The sequence below is a fragment of the Kitasatospora sp. NPDC096140 genome (genome assembly GCF_040303045.1).
Lineage (GTDB): Bacteria > Actinomycetota > Actinomycetes > Streptomycetales > Streptomycetaceae > Kitasatospora.
This window is the reverse complement of sequence record NZ_JBEOUW010000009.1, coordinates 65819-83973: the sequence shown is the minus strand read 5'-3', so window position 1 is coordinate 83973 and position 18155 is coordinate 65819. Positions and strand designations below refer to the sequence as shown.

Here is an 18155-nt window from a genome sequence, read left to right as displayed (position 1 = left end):
GCCTTGTGACGTGGCATCTGATCCAGGCTAGCCAATCTGCACTGATGCAGAACGGCATGTTGCGATGAGCACTGATGCGGTGCATGCTACTTGGCGTAGTGCGATGCGACACACAGCGTGATCAGTGGCGGCTCATCGCTCGGGCATCCCTTTGCCCTCCGCCGCCTTCGGATCGCGAACTTTCCCACCACCCCCGGAGGAGGCCCCGCCATGCCCGGAAAGTTGGAGAAGCCGCCCGCCCCCACCAACCCGTACTCGTGGTGGCTGCCCAGGCACCACAAGTCCGCCGGGTTCGCCCGGCGGTTGCTCCGCACCTTCCTCGCCGGCCAGCCTGACGGTGAACGGTTCCTCGACACCGGCGAGTTGCTGCTCGGGGAGCTCGTCACCAACGCGGTCCTGCACGCCAAGACCCCGCCGGGGCGGCTCATCTTCATCCGGTTCGAACTCGACCCCGACTCGCTTCGCATCGAGGTGCACGACGCCGACGCCAACCGGCCGTCAGTGCCGCACCCCGCCACCGAGCAGGACGAGAGCGGGCGCGGGCTCTGGCTCGTTTCCCAGCTGGCGTCCGGCTGGGGCTGCCGCCCCCGCGCCGGTGGCATCGGCAAGATGGTGTGGGCGTTGATCGACGGGGGCTCGCAGTGAGCGTCGAACTTCCCTTCCCCGTCAGCGTCGAGATCAAGGACATCGCGAAGGTCGCCATCTTCGCCAAGCTCCCCGATGCCCTCGACGCCGTCCGCGCCAGCCTCGCCCGGCTCCCGTTGGACGAGGACCAGGCCGGCTACCTCGCCGACTACTTCTCCCCGGCCTCCGCCGAGCGGATCGCCCACCAGCTGATCCACATCGGAGTGGTCGGCGTGATCGCCTTCCTCGGGATCCACGCCCACCCCATCTACCTGCGCCCGGCGTTGGACCCCGAGTGATCCGGCGACTCACCTGGGTCCGCATCGAGATGTGGTGGTGTCTCACGCCCAGTTCTCACGCCCAGTTCTCCCGCCCGGTCCGCGCCGTCAGCCCGCGCCGCCAGGCCGCCCATGCCGAGATGCAGCTCTGGGCGGCCACCCCGGGCAACGCCGAAGCCCTTCTCCGCACGGTGCTCCGGCAAGCCGCCCGAGGGTGAGCAGCGGTGCCGGGCGATCCCTCCCGGACCGCCCGGCACTTTCCGTCTGGGCATGTTCATCCGAGTAATCTGCGCACCTGTGAACGACACCTACGGCCTGCTCGCTGGCCTGGCGCAAGCCGGGAGCATCACCGCACTGCGCGGCCTACTGCCCGAAGTCGTGCCATGGGTTGTGTCCCTGCCCAGTGAGGACATCGAGACCCTGCTCACCGAACTGACCGACACGGCACACAATGAGGCGGATCCGGACAACCTCGCCCCGATCGCGGTGCTGCTCGCCCAGTGGAAGCGCAGCGCCGAGATCCACGCGGACCCCGCGTTGCATGCCCGTCTCGCCTGCGAGCCCGAGGGTGACCTCGGGCCCGTCCCCGTCCCCGAGTTGGCCGACTGACCCGATCAAGGGTGTGAACAAGACCATGCCGGGCGATCCCAGATTCGGGATCGCCCGGCATCTTCCGTTGGGAAGCGCGTTCAGTGCTGGTGGACGCCCGTGTCCCCCGTGGCAGCGATGGTGGCGCCGTCGGCTGTCAGGGTGAAGGCCGCCGTGCGGACGGTGTCCTGGTGCTTGAAGTCCAGGAAGAGGCGGTAGCTGCCGGCGCTCGGGGCGGTGGTGGTGAAGCCGATCTCCGGGCCCGGGGCGGTGGTGTCCGGGTGGACGTGCAGGTAGGCGAGGTCGCCGGCGCGGAGGGCGACCAGGTGGCCGTACGCCCCGAGGTAGGGCTGGAGGTCGGTGACCGGCCGGCCGTCCTTGCTGACGCTCAGGGTGAGCCGGCCGCTGCGCCCGGGGGCGAGGTCGCCGCCGAGGGTGACGGTGTAGCCGTCGACGGTGACGGTCCGTCCGGTCTGCGGGAGCGGGGCCGGGCGCAGGTCGCCGGCGGCGTGCAGGTCGGCGCCGAGGGTGAGGCCCTCGGCGGCGCCGGCCGGGGTGAAGTCGGCGAACACCCGGTACTCCCCGGCTGCGGGGACGGCGGTCGGGGCGCTCCAGGTGCCATCGGCAGTGAGGGTCGGGTGCAGGTGCTGGAAGGTGGAGAGGTCGCGCGGGGCGACGATCAGGTGCAGGTCCTTCTCGTGCTGCTGCTGGTAGGCGGTGACCGGCCGGCCGTCGGCGCCGAGGATGCGGAACCGCAGGTCGGTGGGGGAGCCGGCGGTGACGAAGGGGTTCTCGACGCTGAGCGTGTAGCCGCGTTCGGAGATCTGCAGCCCGCCGGGCGGGTGCTCGCCGGCGGCACCGTCGCCCGCCTCCTCGGCGTGTCCGGCGTGTCCGGCGTTCCCGGGGTTCCCGGTGTCGTGTCCGCCGTGCCGGGCCGTGGCGGGCTGGGGGGAGGTGCCGCTGCCGGTGGCGTTGCCGACGCCGAGGGCGAGGCCGAACGCGGCGGCGAGGCCGGCGGTGAAGGCGGTGATGCGCAGCGCGGTGTTCATGGCGGGGTTCTCCTCGGGCGTACGGGCGGGCGGGCGTACGGGCAGTCCGGCGCGGGGCCCGGCCCCGCTCGACATCCATGAGTGAATACCCCATGGGGGTATCAAGTCAAGCGGATCGAAACGGCGAAAAATACCCACTGGGGGTATCGGCCAGGGCTTGCTCTGGATACCCCTCGGGGGTATAAATGAACCCGGCACCGCCCGATACCCCTGCGAGGTATGAAGGCCCGGCCGCCGAACGCACCGCACGACCGGCAAGACGACTGTCACGAGGAGCGACGATGACTACGCAGGCACCCGCCTCCGCGGAGGTGGAACTCTCGATCGGCGGAATGACGTGCGCCTCGTGCGCGGCCCGCATCGAGAAGAAGCTCAACCGGATGGACGGGGTCACCGCCAGCGTCAACTACGCCACCGAGAAGGCGAAGGTCTCCTTCGAGGACGGTGTCGAGGTCGCCGACCTGATCGCCACCGTCGAGGCCACCGGCTACACCGCGGCGCTGCCCGAGCCCCCGGTCGCCGAGGGCCCGGACGGCGAGCGGATCCGGCCGGCGGACGAACTGGCGCCGCTGCGCGCCCGATTGTTCACCGCGGTGGCGCTCGCCGTGCCGGTGATCGCGATGGCGATGGTCCCGGCCCTGCAGTTCGACAACTGGCAGTGGCTGTCCCTGACCCTGGCCGCCCCGGTCGTCACCTACGCCGCCTGGCCGTTCCACCGGGCCGCGTTCACCAACGCCCGGCACGGCGCCGCGACGATGGACACCCTGGTCTCGCTCGGCACCGGCGCCGCGTTCCTGTGGTCGCTGTGGGCGCTGTTCCTCGGCGACGCCGGGATGCCGGGCATGCGGCACGGCTTCGAGTTCACCATCGCCCGCAGCGACGGCGCGTCGAACATCTACCTGGAGGCGGCGGCCGGCGTCACCGCCTTCATCCTGGCCGGGCGCTACTTCGAGGCCCGCTCCAAGCGCACCGCCGGTGCTGCGCTCAAGGCGCTGCTGGAACTGGGCGCCAAGGACGTGACGGTGCTGCGCGGCGGGGCCGAGGTGCGCATCCCGATCGCCGAACTCGCCGTGGGCGACCGCTTCGTGGTCCGGCCGGGCGAGAAGATCGCCACCGACGGCCTGGTGGTGGAGGGCGCCTCGGCGGTGGACGCCTCGATGCTGACCGGCGAGTCCGTCCCGGTCGAGGTCGGGGTCGGTGACGGCGTCACCGGCGCCACCGTCAACGCGGGCGGCCGGCTGGTGGTCGAGGCCACTCGGGTCGGCGCGGACACCCAGCTGTCCCGGATGGCCAAGCTGGTCGAGGACGCGCAGAACGGCAAGGCCGCCGCGCAGCGCCTCGCGGACCGGATCTCCGCCGTCTTCGTGCCGATCGTGATCACCCTCGCGGTGGCCACCCTCGGCTACTGGCTGGGCACCGGCGAGGGCTGGACCGCCGCCTTCACCGCCGCCGTCGCCGTGCTGATCATCGCCTGCCCGTGCGCCCTGGGCCTGGCCACCCCGACCGCGCTGCTGGTCGGCACCGGCCGCGGCGCCCAGCTGGGCGTCCTGATCAAGGGCCCGGAGGTCCTGGAGTCCACCCGCAGGGTCGACACCATCGTCCTGGACAAGACCGGCACCGTCACCACCGGCCGGATGACCCTGATAGCCGTCCACACCACCGGCGGCACCACCGAGGCCGAGGTGCTGCGCCTGGCGGGCGCCCTGGAGCACGCCTCCGAGCACCCGATCGCCCGGGCGATCGCCGACGCCGCCGCCAAGGCCGGCGAACTGCCCGCCGTCGAGGGCTTCGAGAACGTCCCGGGCCTGGGCGTCCAGGGCGTGGTGGACGGCCACGCGGTGGTGGCCGGCCGGGAGGCGCTGCTCAACGAGTGGTCGCAGTACCTGTCGGAAGACCTGGTCGGGGTCAAGCGCGCCGCCGAGGCGGCCGGCCGGACCGCGATCGCGGTCGGCTGGGACGGCGAGGCACGGGCCGTCCTGGAGGTCGCCGACGCGGTCAAGCCGACCAGCGCCGAGGCGATCGGCAAGCTGCGCGCACTGGGCCTGACCCCGGTGCTGCTGACCGGTGACAACCGGCGGGTCGCCGAGGCCGTGGCGGCCGAGGTCGGCATCGCGCCGGAGCACGTGATCGCCGAGGTCATGCCGCAGGACAAGGTCGACGTCGTCAAGCGGCTGCAGGCCGAGGGCAAGGTCGTCGCGATGGTCGGCGACGGCGTCAACGACGCCGCGGCCCTCGCCCGGGCCGACCTCGGCCTCGCGATGGGCACCGGCACCGACGCCGCGATCGAGGCCGCCGACCTCACCCTGGTCCGCGGCGACCTGCGCGCGGCGGCCGACGCCATCCGGCTCTCCCGCCGGACCCTCGGCACCATCAAGAGCAACCTGTTCTGGGCGTTCGGCTACAACGTCGCCGCCCTGCCGCTGGCCGCGGCCGGGATGCTCAACCCGATGATCGCGGGGGCGGCGATGGCCTTCTCCTCGGTCTTCGTGGTCGGCAACAGCCTCCGACTGCGCCGCTTCCGCTGAACGGGCATTCCGCTGAACGGCTTTTGCCGAGCGGCTTCTGCTGAGCCGCTTCCGTTGAGCGGCCTCCGCCGAACCGCCTCCGCCGTGCCGGGCGGACTCCGGACCACTCTCCACCGCCGGGCCGAGGCCCCGGAACCCCGCCGGGGCTCCGGGGCCCCGGCGTTTCCGGGGTGCGGCCGGTCAGTCCTCCGGCAGCTCCACCGCCTGCCAGCGGTACGCCGCATCCTCCTGCCAGGCCTGCAGTTCGCCCTCCACCACCGCGGCCAGGCAGAGCCGCCAGTCGTCGCCCATCGCGAGCGCCACCCGGGTGGCCGGGCGCAGGGTGGGCCGCCACCAGCGGGGACGGCGGGAGGCGCCGCCGGCCGGGAGCCGCAGCCGTACGCCGCCGGCGCCGGCCAGGGCGATGGTCGGGCCGCCGCGGTGGCCCGCCATGGCGATGTCGAGGGAGGGTTCGCCGTCGCCGATCTCGGTGCCCGGCCCGGCGGAGCCGAGGGTGTGCAGCTGGACGGAGCCGTCCGGCCGCAGGGTGGCGGCCTGCGGGCCGGCGGAGGTGCGGGCCAGTGCCCCGGCGCGCAGCGCGCCCTCCGGGCCGACCGGGGTGGGCGGTTCGGTGGTGCCGGGCCGCCGGCCCAGCACCCGGCCGTGGTGCTCGACCAGGACCAGCCAGCAGCCGGGCCGTTCCTCCAGGGCGGCGAGCACCCGGTCGGCGGGGCAGCCGGGCAGCTCGTGGCCGGTGAGGGTGAGGCCGGGCGCCCAGCGGTAGGAGCGCAGCGCGCCGCCGGCGGCCGTCCAGACCGTCATCTCCCCGGCCGGACCGACCGCCCCGGCCAGCCCGTTGACCCCGCGCGCCGCCTCCCACCAGCCGGCCGACGTGCCGACCCAGAGGGTGTTGCCGCGGTCCTCGGCGCAGACCACCAGCTCGCCCTGGCGCCCGGCCCAGCCTGCCGCCAACTCCCGTACGGCTCCGGGCCCCTGTCCGGCGGGCAGCAGTCGGCCGGTGTGGCCGGGGCCGGCCAGCGCGGTGCCGTCGGAGCCGCCGGTGACCACCAGCGGGCGGCCGGTGCGGTCGGGCAGCACGGCCAGTCCCGCGGTACGGGCCACCGGCCGGTGCGAGCGCAGCAGTTCGCGGCCGCGGGCGGCCCACGGGCCGAGCGGGGAGGGACGGCGCTCCGGGTCGCGGGCCAGCGGCTCGCACGCCCAGCGCGCCAACTCCTCGCCGTAGCCGGCCGCCAGCAGCTCGGCGCGGGCCTGCTCGGCGGCGAGCCGGTGGTCGAGCCGGCCGTGGTCGGGCAGCAGCAGGGTGCGGGCGAGGGTGCCGACCGCGAACAGGTCCTTGGCGGTGGTCGGGAAGCCGCCGACCTGCTCGGCCTCCGGCGGAACGTGCCCGGGGGTGAACACCGCGACGGTCAGGGTGTGGTCGAGCGGGGCGAGGAAGGTCAGGTCGATCAGCTTGACCTGGCCCTGGCCGTCCACCAGGACGTTGGCGGGGGAGATGTCGCGGTGCACCCAGCGCTTGCGGTGCAGCTCGTCGACGATCCGGCAGAGTCGGGCCAGCACCTCGGCCACCGCCGCCGGACCGCCGCGCTGGCCGCGCGCCCAGGTGTGCAGCGGCGCGCCCTCGACCCAGGGCGAGATCTGGTAGCCCAGCAGCCCGGCGGAGGGCGCCGCGCCGGGCCGGTGCGGGGAGGGGCCGAGCAGGAAGCTGGGCACCACCAGGTCGGTGACGCCCAGCCGGTGCGCGTTGTGCGACACGTCGTCCCAGCGCCCGAGCCAGCGCCGCACCTCGGACGGGTCGCGCTCCAGCATGATCTTCGCGGCGACCAGTTCCTTGCGACCGTTGTGGCCGGTGCGCACGGCCCGCCACACCTCGGCCTCGCCGCCCCGGTGGTGGAACTCCAGGAGTTCGTACTGCTCGGGGTCGAACTCCGGCCCGAACCGGAGCCCGGGCACCCAACGCGACTCGGACACACGACCCCCGACGTTATGAACCGCTCGACGCTGCTGACTGCCCGGTCGACGGCCGCTCGATGCTTTCGACGAACCGCTGTTGGTGCGCTTGTTCATGTCCTGCTCATGCGTTGCCCAGGATAGTGCTCTTTCCTGTTCGTCTGTCCGATCGAGGGCCTATTCTGATGGCGCCCGAGCAACATCACGACACGACGTCAACTCATGATCGTTCGAACCTCGTTGATCATGGAGACGGCGACATCCTGACACAGGGGGACGGTGCATGGCGCTGCTAGCGGTGCTGCTGATCGTGGTGGCACTGGCCGGTGCGGCCGTCGTCGTACTGGCGCGCCGCCGAGGAGCCCTGGACGCCGACGCGGTGGCGAGAGCCCTGGCCGCGGCCGCCGAACAGCTCACCGCCGGGAAGGCGGCCCAGGCCCGCCGCCGCTACGCCCGACTGGCGAAGCGACTCGCCGCCGGGCCCGCCGAACTGGGCCCGCAGCGCGGCCTCGCGCTGCTCGGCCAGGCCGAGGCGACCATCCCCACCGGCGACCGGGCGGCCACCCTCGCCCTGCACCGCGAGGCGTTCCCGCTGCTCGCCGACCCGGCCCGCCAACTGCCCCGGTGGAGCCTGCGCCACCTCGCCGAGGAGCGGATGCGGGGCGGGGAACGGAACCCGGCCGACGGGACGCCGCAGACCGGGGAACGGCCCCGGACCCCGGACGGCGACCTCGGACCGCTGCTGGCCTTCCTCCAGGCCACCGCCGCCGGCGCCGAACCCGGCGAGGAGGCCCAGGCCGCCGCCCGCGCCCTCGACTGGCTGCAGCGCCGCTGCCGGGAGGGCTCCGCCGAGCAGCGCGAGGAGGCCACCGTCCGCGCCCTCGCCGCCCTGCCCGGCCGCGACTGGCCGGTGCTCGCCCGCGCCGCCCTGCTGCAGGAGACCGGCCGGCTCGCCGAGGCCGAGACGCTGGTCGCCGACTCCGTCCGCGGCGGCAGCGGCGAGCTCCACTTCCGCTGGGGCATCCACCACTACAACCGGCACCGGGACGGAGCCGCCGTCGCCGCCTTCGACGAGGCGCTGCACATCGGCCCCGGCGAGCCCTCCCCGTGGGGGCGCGGCCCGGCACTGCGCACCGACTGCCTGCTCTTCCGCGGCCTGGCCAAGCAGCGGCACGGCAACACCGACGGCGCCTGGAGCGACTTCGCGGCCGCCACCGCGGAGAGCCCGACCGACCCCCGCCCCCGCTACGCCCTCGGCCGGCTCGCCCTGCTGCTCGGCGCCGACGACCAGGCCCGGGAGCAGTTCACCGCCGCCCTGACCGTCCAACCCTCCTTCGCCCCGGCCCGGTTCGGCCTCGCCCTGGTGCACGAACGGGCCGAGCGCCACGCCGAGGCCGCCGCCGACTACCGGGCCGGCCTCGACCGGGCCCCCGACTGGCGCCCCGCCCGGGTCCGGCTCGGTGCCGCCCTGCTCGCCGCCGGTCGGACCGCCGAGGCCGAGCCGCTGCTGCGCGCCGAGTCCGACACCGAACCGGGCAGCCGCTGGACCGGCATCGCCGCCTTCCACCACGGCCTCGCCCTCGCCCGCACCGACGACCCGGCCGGCGCCCTCGCCCGCTGGGAGCCACTGGACGACGAGGACCTGAGCGAGCGCCGGGCCCTGGCCCGCGACCGGCTCGCCCGCACCCGGCTGACCGGGGATCCGGTCGCCGCCCGCGAACTCTGGCAGCGGGCCGCCGCTGAGCACCCGGCCGCCCCCGGCTACCGCGCCGCCCTCCGCGAGGCCGCCCTGCGCGAGGCCGCCCACCTGCTGGTCACCGGCCGTGACCGCCCCGAGTCGCGGGCCGGCGCCACCGCCGCGCTCGCCCTCGCCGACACCCTGCCCGGCGCCCTGACCCACCGCCAGGCCCGGCTGCGCGCCGCCCTGGCCCTGGCCGAGGGCAAGACCGAGCCGGTCGGCACCCTGCTGGACGCCGGCAGCGGCCTGCGCGACCGCTACCACCTCGCCGCCGTCGCCCTGCTGGCCGGCCGCCCGGCCCGGACGATCGCCCTGCTCGGCCCGCCCGACCCGAACGGCGACCCGGCGACCGCCCGGCTGCGCGCCCTGCTCGCCGAACGGGCCGGCAACTGGGCCGCCGCGCTGGAGTGGTACCGGAACTTCCTGACCGCCGCGGCGCCACCGGGAGCCGCCCGTGCGGCGGAGCCCGCCGGCGACTGCGCCACCTGCGACCGGCCCGCCACCGGCGCGTGCGCCGGCTGCGGCCGCGAGGCCTGCACCGACCACCTGCACACCCCGGAGGGCGCCGGCTCGCCCCGCTGCGTCCGCTGCGCCGGTCCTGCGCTGCGCGCCGTCCTGGACTGCGCCCGCCGCACCGGCGCGCCCGACCAGGCCGAACCCGTCCTCGCGGCCTGGGCCGCGGCGCTCGGCGACAGCGCCGCCGCCGCACCGGTCCGGCTCGACCTCGCCCTGCTGCGCGCCGAACTCGGCCGCCACGACGAGGCGCTGGCCGATCTCCCCGCGGACGCCGCGGCCGTCCGCGCCGCCGTCCTGATCCGCCGGGCCGGCGCCGCCCTCGCCGCCAGCCGGCCCGGACGGGCCGCCGGCGACCTGCGCCAGGCCCTCCGCCTGGCCCCCGGCCACGCGCGGGCCACCGAGACCCTCGTCCTGCTCGCCGAGCACGAGGCGCACCAGCACGCCATCGAGGGCCGCCACCGCGAGGCCTGGGAGGCCTACCGCGACCTGCTGCTCAAGGACCCGGCGCACCCCCGGCTGCTGCACGCCCTCGGTCTGGCCGGCTACCGGCTCGCGACCGCGTCCGGGGCGGCTGCCTCCGAGAGTGCCGTGTCCGGGAGTGCCGTGTCCGGGAGCGCCGTGTCCGAGAGCGCCGTGTCCGAGAGTGCCGCGTCCGGGAATGCCGCGTCCGGCGCGGCCCGGGACGAGGTCTGGGCCTGGACGCTCGGCTGCCTGGTTGCCGCCCTGCACCAGCCCGAACTGTGGGCCGAGTCCGCCCGGATCACCGGCCGCACCCCCGAACCGCAGCGGCTCGCCGCCGCCCGCACCGGGCTCATCGACCGCCTGCGGGACGACCTGCGCGCCCTCGACCGGGCCGCCGGCCGCAGCGGGGACGAGGTCTCCGCCTGGACGCTGCGCCTCGGCATGGAGGCCCACACCGCCGACGCCTTCGCCCAGGAGGACCTCCGAATAGCCCTGCCCGGCTGCCCCTCCCGCCGCCTGACGGTCGGCCCCACGCTCGACCGGCTGTTCCGCGCGGAGCCCGAACTCGCCGCCTGGGCCGAGGCGTTCGAGCAGGCCGTACGGGCCTGGCGGCAGCCCGCCGGCTCCGGCGCTCCCGGCCCGGCCCGCGCCCTCGGCCTCTTCGGCGAGCTCGGCCCGCAGCGCTACCTCCAGCTGCAGGGCCGCCAGGCCGCCGCCGTCGCCGCCCTGGATGCCGTGCCCCAGCAGCGGCGCGGCGAGGACTGGCAGTCGCTGCTCGGCGAGTCGCTGGTCAGCCAGGCCCGTGAGCACCACCGCAACCAGGACTGGCGGGAGGCCCTGGACTGCCTCACCCGGGCCGGGGCCGTCCCCGGGGCCGCCCTGCCCGCCGACTCGGCCGCCATCGCCGCCGAGTCCGGCGTCCGGGCCGCCCGCGCGCTGCTCAAGAGCACCGTGGACGACCAGCCGGGAGCGGCCGAGCTGCTGGAGAAGGCGTACGCGCTCGCGCCGGACGACCCCGAGGTGCGCGGCGACCTCGGCGCCACCTACGCCCAGTGGGCCCGCAAGATCAACAACGAGGACAAGGACTACCCCCGCGCCCTGGAGCTGCTGCAGAAGAGCCTGGAGCTCGTCCCCGGCGACCCGACGGCCCGGCACTTCCTGGAGGCCGCCCTGGGCAACCGGGCCGGCCAGCTCAGCCGCCCCGAGGCCTCCGACGCCGAGCTGGAGGAGGCCGCCGACGCCTGGCGGGCGCTGATCGCCCTCAACCCCGACCCGGACCACCGGCTCGGCCTCGCCTTCGTGCTGCGCCACCTCGCCCGCTCGGCCGCCTTCGCCGACGACCGCGGACGCGCGGTGCGCCGCATGGCCGAGGCGCTGGACGCCGACCCGGAGTGGGACGGCGACGCCGAGCACGAGGCGCCGCGCCGGGTCGCGGTGATGCTCGCCAACCACGTGCTCGACGCCATGGGGGACAAGCCGTTCACCGCCCAGGCCGCCGTGCTGCAGAAGGCCAAGTCGTACGACGACTCGACGGACATCCGCCGCCTGATGGTCAGCGTCTGGCGCGGCGAGGCCATCGGCCACTACGAGGCCCGCCGCTACCAGGAGGCGCTCCGGCTGCTGGAGGAGGCGCTCGGTCTGTCCCGCACCCCGGAGGACGATGACAAGCTGCACCGCGAGCTCGGCATCGTCTACGGCTCGTACGCCGTCCAGCGGGCCAACGCCCGGCAGCTGCGGGAGGCCCGCGATCTGGCCCGCAAGGCCGTCGAGCACAACCCGGAGGACCTGGAGCTGCGCGCCATGCAGCGGCGGATCAACTCGCTCTACTGACGGCAACCGCACGGCAGTTGCCGTCGTCCTAGACCGTGCGCCCCGGCGCCGGCCGCCGTCCCGGCCGTCGGGACCGGCCGGTCGGGGCCGGCCCGCCGAGAGCCGTCCGTCGAGACCCCCGCCCGCCGAGAGCCGCCCGTCCTGAGTCGTGAGTCGTGAGTCGTGAGTCGTGATCGTGAGGAGAGGGACCGCCCGCCATGCCACTGCCTGAACCGTCGCCGTACGAGGTCCTGGGCATCCCGCTCACGGCCGGTGTGCGCGAGATCAACCTCGCCGTCGGACCGGCGATGCGGGCGGGCCGTCACACCCGCCAGCAGATCCAGGAGGCCGCCGCGCTGCTGCGGAACCCGGACCGGCGGCTGGAGTCCGACCTCCAGCAGCCCCTCCCGCCGGAGCCCGTCGACCGGGCCGCCGACCTGCTGGCCCCGGCGCTCGCCGAACCACTGCTGGTGATCGAGCGCCCGCCGCTGCCGCCCGTCCCCGCCCTGCTGACGCTGCACCGCGCCGAGCTGGCCGCCGACTTCGCCGAGCCCGCCCCGCCGGGCACCGACCCCGAACCGCCCGTCCCCGCCCGCTACGCGGCCGACCTGTCCGTGCTGCCGCAGATCGAGGTACCCGAATGACCGACGCACCGACCGCATCCCCGCTCGACGGCCACCGGCGGCTGGAGATCCCGCCGGGCGTCGAGGAGGTCGACCTGGAGCGGAAGTTCGTCCAACTGCTCTTCCGCTCCTCCCTCCTGGGGAGCAAGCTGACGGAGCAGCGGCAGACCGCCCGGGCCGAGCAGCGCGACCTGCTGGGCATCCTGGTCGAGGTGGACGACGCGCTCGCCGCCCTCGGCCTGGACCGCGAGCTGGTCGCACTGGGACGCGGTGAGGGCATCGAGGCCACCCGGCGGCGGCTGCTCGGCCGGCTCGCCAAGGCCAAGGTCCGTCCGATGCGGCTGGAGGGCATGCCGGCGGACCCGGAGCTGACCGAGATCGTCGGCACCGAGGTCCGGCCCGGGGTGGTGCCGGAGACGGTGCTGCGGACGGTGGTCACCGGGTTCTTCTGGGAGGACGAGGTGCTGCGGCGGGCCCAGGTGGTGGTCGCCGCACCGGAGCCGGAACGGGCGCCCGACACGCAGGCGCTGCAGCCCGAGGGCACCGGGGAACCCGGGATGACCGAGGGGGCCGGGGAGCCCGAGGCCGTGCCGGTCGAACCCGCTGTCGAAGCGGCCGAAGCGCCCGAAGCCGCCTTGACGGTCGAAGCGGCCGAAGCACCCGACGCCGCCGAGACGACCGTGCCGGCCGGGGCCGCCGGAGCAGGCGATCCCGTCGCCGTGCAGCCCGTCCGCGCCCAGCCCAAGGCGGCCCCGCCCCGGGCCCGCCGCAAGGCGACGGCCGCGGGCAAGCGGGCCAAGCGCAAGAAGTAGCCAGGACCACGAGGGGCAAGAGGGGAACGACATGTACCGCACACTCGGCATCGACCTGGGCACCACCAACTCCGTGGTCGCCCACCTGCGCCGGGGCGAGCCGGAGATCATCTTCAACCGGCAGAACCAGGAGGCCACGCCCTCCGTCGTCGGCAGCGGCCGCAAGGGCGAGCTGCTGGTGGGCTCCACCGCGCGCAGCCGGATCGCCATCGACGGCGCCAACGTGATCCGCTCGGTCAAGCGCTTCATGGGCCGCAAGTTCAAGGACCCGCAGGTGCAGGCCGCCCTCAAGGAGGTCGACTACAAGGTCACCGCGGGCACCGACGGTGACGTCAACGTCTGGTTCAACGGCCGCTCGTACACCCCGATCGAGATCTCCGCGATCGTTCTGCACCGGCTCAAGGAGGACGCCGAGCAGCGCTTCGGCGAGCCCTTCCACCGCGCCGTCATCACCGTCCCCGCCTACTTCGGCGAGCGGCAGGTCGCCGCCACCCAGGAGGCGGGCCGGATGGCCGGGCTGCACGTGCTGCGGATCATCAACGAGCCGACCGCCGCCGCGCTCGCGTACGGGATCACCTCCGAGGCGGGCGACGAGGGCAGGACCGTGCTGGTCTACGACCTCGGCGGCGGCACCTTCGACATCTCCATCCTGCTGCTGGTGCCCGGTTCGGTGTCGGTGCTCGGCATCGAGGGCGACAACCTGCTCGGCGGCGACGACTTCGACCGGGCGATCACCACCGCGCTGCTGGAGGACATCCGCGAGGAGTACGGCTCGGACTACCAGCCCGACCTGCGCGACCGCCCGAAGATCGCCTCCACCGCCGAGACCATCAAGATCGAGCTCTCCAACCAGGAGTCCTCCGAGGTCATCCTGCCCGGTCTCGGCGCCGGACAGCTGGTGCTGGAGACGGAGTTCGAGCGCGCCCGCTTCGAGGAGCTGATCGAGACCCAGATCGAGCGGACCATCGAGCTGACCCACAAGGCCATCATGCAGGCCAACCTGACCGTCGGGGACATCGACGAGGTGGTGCTGGTCGGCGGCTCGACCGCGATCCCGCTGGTCGCCCGGCGGCTCGGCGAGGTGTTCGGCCCCCGCCGGATCCGGCGCGGCGTCAACCCGATGCAGTGCGTGGCACTCGGCGCGGCCGTGCAGTCCGCGTTGGTCGGCGAGGTGGAGTGCCCGGAGTGCCGGGCCCCCGGGGACCTCTCCGCCTCCAACTGCGCCAACTGTGCGACCTCCCTGCTCGGTGGTGACCGGGTCTCCTGCCCGACCTGCCACATCCCGGTCGACTCCGCGGCCGCCGACTGCCCCAAGTGCGGCCAGGAAACGGGTGGTTCGGCCGGCGGCGCGACCGTCCCGAAGCAGGTCCAGGCCACCACCGTGGTCCGCAGCGACAACTGCCCGCGCTGCGGCACCCCGGCGGCCCCCGGCGTCACCGCCTGCGAACTGTGCGGCGAGGCGCTGAACTCGGCCGCCCCCGGCCTGACCAAGGTGATCTCCACCGCCGCCGAGGACGTCGGCCTGCGCTGCGCCTCCTGCGGCGTGGTCAACCCGCCCGGCAGCGAGACCTGCACCGGCTGCGGCGAACTGATGCAGGTGACCAACCCCTTCGACATCACCCCGAAGAACCTCGGCATCGAGCTCAACGACGGCCGGCTCGCCGTCATCATCCCCAAGAACACCAGCTACCCGACGAGTTCGCCGGTCAGCCGGGAGTTCGTGGTCTCCGGCAGTGGCCGGCAGCGGCTGGAGGTGGCGGTCTACGAGGGCGAGCACGAGATCGCCCAGCAGAACGAGCTGATCGGCCACCTCACCCTGCGGCTGCCCGAGGGCCTGGGCGGGCGCACCCCGGTGGAGGTCTCCTTCGGCCTCGACCGCGACCGCACCATCACCCTGTCGGTACGGATCCAGGGCGGCGCGGAGAAGACCGTCAAGCTGGAGCGGGTCACCCTGGACCCGGAGCTGAAGGTGCAGGTCGAGGAGCAGCAGCGGCAGATCGAGACCTTCACCGACCGCTGGGGCGGGGAGCTGACCGAGGCCGAGATGCGCGAGGCGCAGCGGCTGATGGACTCCCTGGACGACCTGGCGGCCGGTCAGACCCGCGGCCAGTCGGTGGACGAGGCGCTGGAGCGGGCCCAGCGCCAGCTCAAGGCCCAGCGCTGGGTGCGCGGCTCGGAGGCGTACCTGAGCCTGTTCATCCACTACTGCGAGAAGCACCTCGACCCCAGCGACCTGGACCGGCTGCGGTCGGTCTCCGCCGAGCTGCGGCTGCGCCGCGAGGCGGCCGACTGGGAGGGCGCGATGCGCGCGGCCCAGCGGGCGGACGAGCTGTGCGACTCGCTCGGTCACACCATGCGGATGCTGACCATGTGCAACGTCTACGTGACCCAGAACATGGTCTCGCCCGCCCTGGGGCAGCTGATCATGGCGGAGCTGCGCGGCCTGGACGCCGCCGTGGAGGCGCCCAACATGGAGGAGGTCAACAAGCACATGTCGAACCTGCTGGCGCTGTACGCGCAGGCGCAGCGGGAGCTCGGCAGCGAGCCGGCCGCGGAGTCGCTCGGCCCGGTGCGCCCGGAGGAGGCGGGGCCGCGATGAGCGCCGTGGCCGACCCGGAGGTGCTCTGTCCGCTGTGCAAGGTCGCGGCGGATCCGCGGAGCCTGTGCTGCCCCTCCTGCCGTGAGGACCTGTCCGCCCTGTTCCGGCTGCGTTACGCCGGTCGGATCGATTACAACCGGGCGTTGGAGGCGCTGGCGGCCGGCGACGAGGCGACGGCGCGGTTCCGGCTGCGGGGCGCCCTGGAGGCGGAGCCGGGCCTGCACCCGGCCCGGGAGCTGCTGGAATCACTGAGCGTGGCGGGGCCGGCGGGCCTGGTGCGGGTGGGGCGGGAGGGCGACACGCCCTCTGAGTGACCAATTCGGACCCTCCCGACCTGCCGTCGCGTTCCATCGGTGCGAGTGTGATCGTCACACGGATGTTCGCCACCCTCACAAGGAGTGACGCAATGCGTATTCGCACCACCCTCGCCGCCACGGCGCTCGCCGCCGTGGCCGTCCTGGCCGGTGCCGGCACCGCCGCCGCGGGCGACGCGACCGCCAACGGTGTCGCCTACGGCTCGCCCGGTGTGCTGTCGGGCAACCAGATCCAGATCCCGATCAACCTCGAAGCCAACGTCTGCGGCAACACGATCGGCATCATCTCGATCCTGAACCCGGCCATCGGCAACACCTGCATCAACGCGTGACCCGTGCGCTGGGGCCGTCCGTCGAACCGACGGGCGGCCCCAGCGCCGCGTCCGGGGCCGGGCCGGTCGTGCCGCGCCCGGGCGCGCTCCGGTACCCCCGTTCGGGGGTGGCGGCAGGGCCCCGGGAACGGGACCATGGTCCCCGACCCGCCCCGTCGCACCCAGGAGCCCGCACGTGCCGACCACGCCGACCCCGCGCAGCTACTCCTCCGGTACCTCGGACGTCCCCCTGCTCGGCGACACCATCGGGGAGAACCTGGACCGCGCGGTGCGCGCCTTCCCCGACCGCGACGCCCTGGTCGACCGCCCCACCGCCCGCCGCTGGACGTACGCCGAACTCGCCGCCGACGTCGACGCCGTCGCCCTCGGCCTGCTGGAGCTCGGCATCGCCAAGGGCGACCGGGTCGGCATCTGGGCGCCCAACTGCGCCGAGTGGACGCTCACCCAGTACGCCACGGCCAAGCTCGGCGCCGTCCTGGTCACGGTCAACCCCGCCTACCGCGCGCACGAGCTGGAGTACGTGCTGAACCAGGCGGGCATCCGGCTGCTGGTCGCCGCCGAGCGGTTCAAGTCCTCCGACTACGCCGCGATGATCGACGAAGTCCGGCCCCGCTGCCCCGAGTTGGAGCGGGTGCTGCTGATCGGCGGCCCGACCTGGGACGACCTGCTCGCCGCCGGCCGTCGGGCCGGCCCGCGGCTGGTCGCGGAATTCGCCGCCCGCCAGGACGAGTTGGCCCCCGACGACCCGATCAACATCCAGTACACCTCGGGGACCACCGGCTTCCCCAAGGGCGCGACCCTCTCGCACCACAACATCCTCAACAACGGGTACTTCGTCGGCGAGCTGCTCGACTACACCGAGCAGGACCGGATCTGCATCCCGGTCCCCTTCTACCACTGCTTCGGCATGGTGATGGGAAACCTGGCGGCCACCTCGCACGGCGCCTGCACGGTGATCCCGGCGCCGTCCTTCGAGCCCGGCGCCACGCTGGCCGCCGTCGCCGCCGAGCGCTGCACCTCGCTGTACGGCGTGCCGACCATGTTCATCGCCGAGCTCGCCGACCCGGACTTCGAGCGCCACGACCTCGGCAGCCTGCGCACCGGCATCATGGCCGGCTCGCCCTGCCCGAGCGAGGTGATGAAGGAGGTCATCGGGCGGATGGGCATGGCCGAGGTCTCCATCTGCTACGGCATGACCGAGACCTCGCCGGTCTCCACCCAGACCCGCGTCGACGACCCGGTCGAGCGCCGGGTCTCCACCGTCGGCCGGGTCGGCCCGCACCTGGAGGTCAAGGTCGTCGACCCGGCCACCGGCCGTACCGTCCCGCGCGGCGAGCCCGGCGAGCTGTGCACCCGCGGCTACTCCGTCATGCTCGGCTACTGGGGCGAGCCCGAGCGCACCGCCGAGGCCGTCGACGCCGCGCGCTGGATGCACACCGGGGACCTCGCGGTGATGGACGAGGACGGGTACCTCGCCATCACCGGGCGGATCAAGGACATGGTGATCCGCGGCGGCGAGAACCTCTACCCGCGCGAGATCGAGGAGTTCCTCCACGCCCACCCGGACGTCCTGGACGTCCAGGTCATCGGCGTCCCCGACCCGAAGTACGGCGAGGAGCTGATGGCCTGGGTCCGGATGCGTGAGGGCGCCGAACCGCTCACCGCGGAGGCCGTCCGGGAGTACTGCGCCGGCCGGCTCGCACACTTCAAGATCCCGCGCTACGTGCACGTGGTCGAGGAGTTCCCGATGACGGTCACCGGGAAGATCCGGAAGGTCGAGATGCGCGAGGAGGCGCAGCGGATCCTGGGGCTGTAGGGCCGACCCGGCCGGGCCCGCGGCCGCCTGCGCGTCGCACCCCGTCGGCCGATCCGGTGACACCGCCGGCCCCTGCGGCCGCTGACCGGGCCGGTCCGGGGGCGAACCCGGCCGCCGGGCGGG

Annotated in this window: 13 protein-coding genes; 11 read left to right on the top strand and 2 right to left on the bottom strand. The window is 74.4% G+C overall.

Annotated elements, in window-relative coordinates:
- Nucleotides 1-210: 210 nt before the first annotated feature.
- From ABT048_RS11535 to ABT048_RS11525, 3 genes are all read left to right on the top strand, one after another.
- Nucleotides 211-645: an ATP-binding protein gene (locus ABT048_RS11535; protein ID WP_350521148.1), complete on the top strand. Its 435-nt coding sequence runs from the start codon at nucleotides 211-213 to the stop codon at nucleotides 643-645.
- Complete coding sequence (locus ABT048_RS11530) at nucleotides 642-923, top strand: hypothetical protein (protein WP_350521147.1); 282 nt, start codon at nucleotides 642-644, stop codon at nucleotides 921-923. Before ABT048_RS11535 ends, ABT048_RS11530 begins: the two co-directional genes overlap by 4 nt.
- A gap of 276 nt (nucleotides 924-1199) precedes the next feature.
- Nucleotides 1200-1511 (top strand): hypothetical protein, encoded by a 312-nt coding sequence (locus ABT048_RS11525; RefSeq protein ID WP_350521146.1) that lies wholly within the window; start codon nucleotides 1200-1202, stop codon nucleotides 1509-1511.
- 80 nt (nucleotides 1512-1591) lie between these two features.
- Here the strand turns inward: ABT048_RS11525 and ABT048_RS11520 are convergent, their stop codons facing one another.
- The gene (locus ABT048_RS11520; protein WP_350521302.1) at nucleotides 1592-2539 is read right to left on the bottom strand and encodes a DUF8832 domain-containing protein; all 948 of its coding nucleotides are present in this window, start codon (nucleotides 2537-2539) and stop codon (nucleotides 1592-1594) included.
- 281 nt (nucleotides 2540-2820) lie between these two features.
- Here ABT048_RS11520 and ABT048_RS11515 point away from each other — a divergent pair, with 281 nt between their 5' ends.
- A complete protein-coding gene (locus ABT048_RS11515) occupies nucleotides 2821-5064 on the top strand; it encodes a heavy metal translocating P-type ATPase (protein WP_350521145.1) in 2244 nt (747 codons plus the stop codon).
- A 180-nt stretch (nucleotides 5065-5244) separates the two neighbouring features.
- On the opposite strand, the gene ABT048_RS11510 is transcribed toward ABT048_RS11515, so the two are convergent.
- Nucleotides 5245-7032, bottom strand: a complete 1788-nt coding sequence (locus ABT048_RS11510; protein WP_350521144.1) for a serine/threonine protein kinase — start codon at nucleotides 7030-7032, stop codon at nucleotides 5245-5247.
- 262 nt (nucleotides 7033-7294) lie between these two features.
- Here ABT048_RS11510 and ABT048_RS11505 point away from each other — a divergent pair, with 262 nt between their 5' ends.
- The 7 genes from ABT048_RS11505 to ABT048_RS11475 all read left to right on the top strand — a co-directional run bounded on the left by ABT048_RS11505 (nucleotide 7295) and on the right by ABT048_RS11475 (nucleotide 18032).
- Nucleotides 7295-11557: a hypothetical protein gene (locus ABT048_RS11505; protein ID WP_350521143.1), complete on the top strand. Its 4263-nt coding sequence runs from the start codon at nucleotides 7295-7297 to the stop codon at nucleotides 11555-11557.
- 197 nt (nucleotides 11558-11754) lie between these two features.
- A complete protein-coding gene (locus ABT048_RS11500) occupies nucleotides 11755-12180 on the top strand; it encodes a hypothetical protein (protein WP_350521142.1) in 426 nt (141 codons plus the stop codon).
- Entirely contained in the window at nucleotides 12177-12971 is a 795-nt protein-coding gene (locus ABT048_RS11495) for a nucleotide exchange factor GrpE (protein WP_350521141.1), read from the top strand. Before ABT048_RS11500 ends, ABT048_RS11495 begins: the two co-directional genes overlap by 4 nt.
- A gap of 31 nt (nucleotides 12972-13002) precedes the next feature.
- A complete protein-coding gene (locus ABT048_RS11490; protein WP_350521140.1) occupies nucleotides 13003-15570 on the top strand; it encodes an Hsp70 family protein in 2568 nt (855 codons plus the stop codon).
- Nucleotides 15567-15884, top strand: coding sequence for a hypothetical protein (locus ABT048_RS11485; RefSeq protein WP_350521139.1), 318 nt, complete (start codon nucleotides 15567-15569; stop codon nucleotides 15882-15884). The genes ABT048_RS11490 and ABT048_RS11485 overlap by 4 nt, the downstream gene beginning before the upstream one ends.
- 92 nt (nucleotides 15885-15976) lie before the next feature.
- Nucleotides 15977-16216, top strand: a complete 240-nt coding sequence (locus tag ABT048_RS11480; RefSeq protein ID WP_350521138.1) for a chaplin — start codon at nucleotides 15977-15979, stop codon at nucleotides 16214-16216.
- A 175-nt stretch (nucleotides 16217-16391) separates the two neighbouring features.
- Nucleotides 16392-18032 carry an AMP-binding protein gene (locus tag ABT048_RS11475; RefSeq protein ID WP_350521137.1) on the top strand — a complete coding sequence of 547 codons (1641 nt, stop codon included), beginning with the start codon at nucleotides 16392-16394 and terminating at the stop codon, nucleotides 18030-18032.
- The last annotated feature ends 123 nt before the right edge of the window (nucleotides 18033-18155 follow it).

Excerpts from the sequence above, each read along its gene's own strand:
- ABT048_RS11535 (WP_350521148.1), top strand. The coding sequence starts at position 211 with ATGCCCGGAAAGTTGGAGAAGCCGCCCGCCCCCACCAACCCGTACTCG.
- ABT048_RS11520 (WP_350521302.1), bottom strand. The coding sequence starts at position 2,539 with ATGAACACCGCGCTGCGCATCACCGCCTTCACCGCCGGCCTCGCCGCC.
- ABT048_RS11515 (WP_350521145.1), top strand. The coding sequence starts at position 2,821 with ATGACTACGCAGGCACCCGCCTCCGCGGAGGTGGAACTCTCGATCGGC.
- ABT048_RS11505 (WP_350521143.1), top strand. The coding sequence starts at position 7,295 with ATGGCGCTGCTAGCGGTGCTGCTGATCGTGGTGGCACTGGCCGGTGCG.
- ABT048_RS11500 (WP_350521142.1), top strand. The coding sequence starts at position 11,755 with ATGCCACTGCCTGAACCGTCGCCGTACGAGGTCCTGGGCATCCCGCTC.
- ABT048_RS11495 (WP_350521141.1), top strand. The coding sequence starts at position 12,177 with ATGACCGACGCACCGACCGCATCCCCGCTCGACGGCCACCGGCGGCTG.
- ABT048_RS11490 (WP_350521140.1), top strand. The coding sequence starts at position 13,003 with ATGTACCGCACACTCGGCATCGACCTGGGCACCACCAACTCCGTGGTC.
- ABT048_RS11485 (WP_350521139.1), top strand. The coding sequence starts at position 15,567 with ATGAGCGCCGTGGCCGACCCGGAGGTGCTCTGTCCGCTGTGCAAGGTC.
- ABT048_RS11480 (WP_350521138.1), top strand. The coding sequence starts at position 15,977 with ATGCGTATTCGCACCACCCTCGCCGCCACGGCGCTCGCCGCCGTGGCC.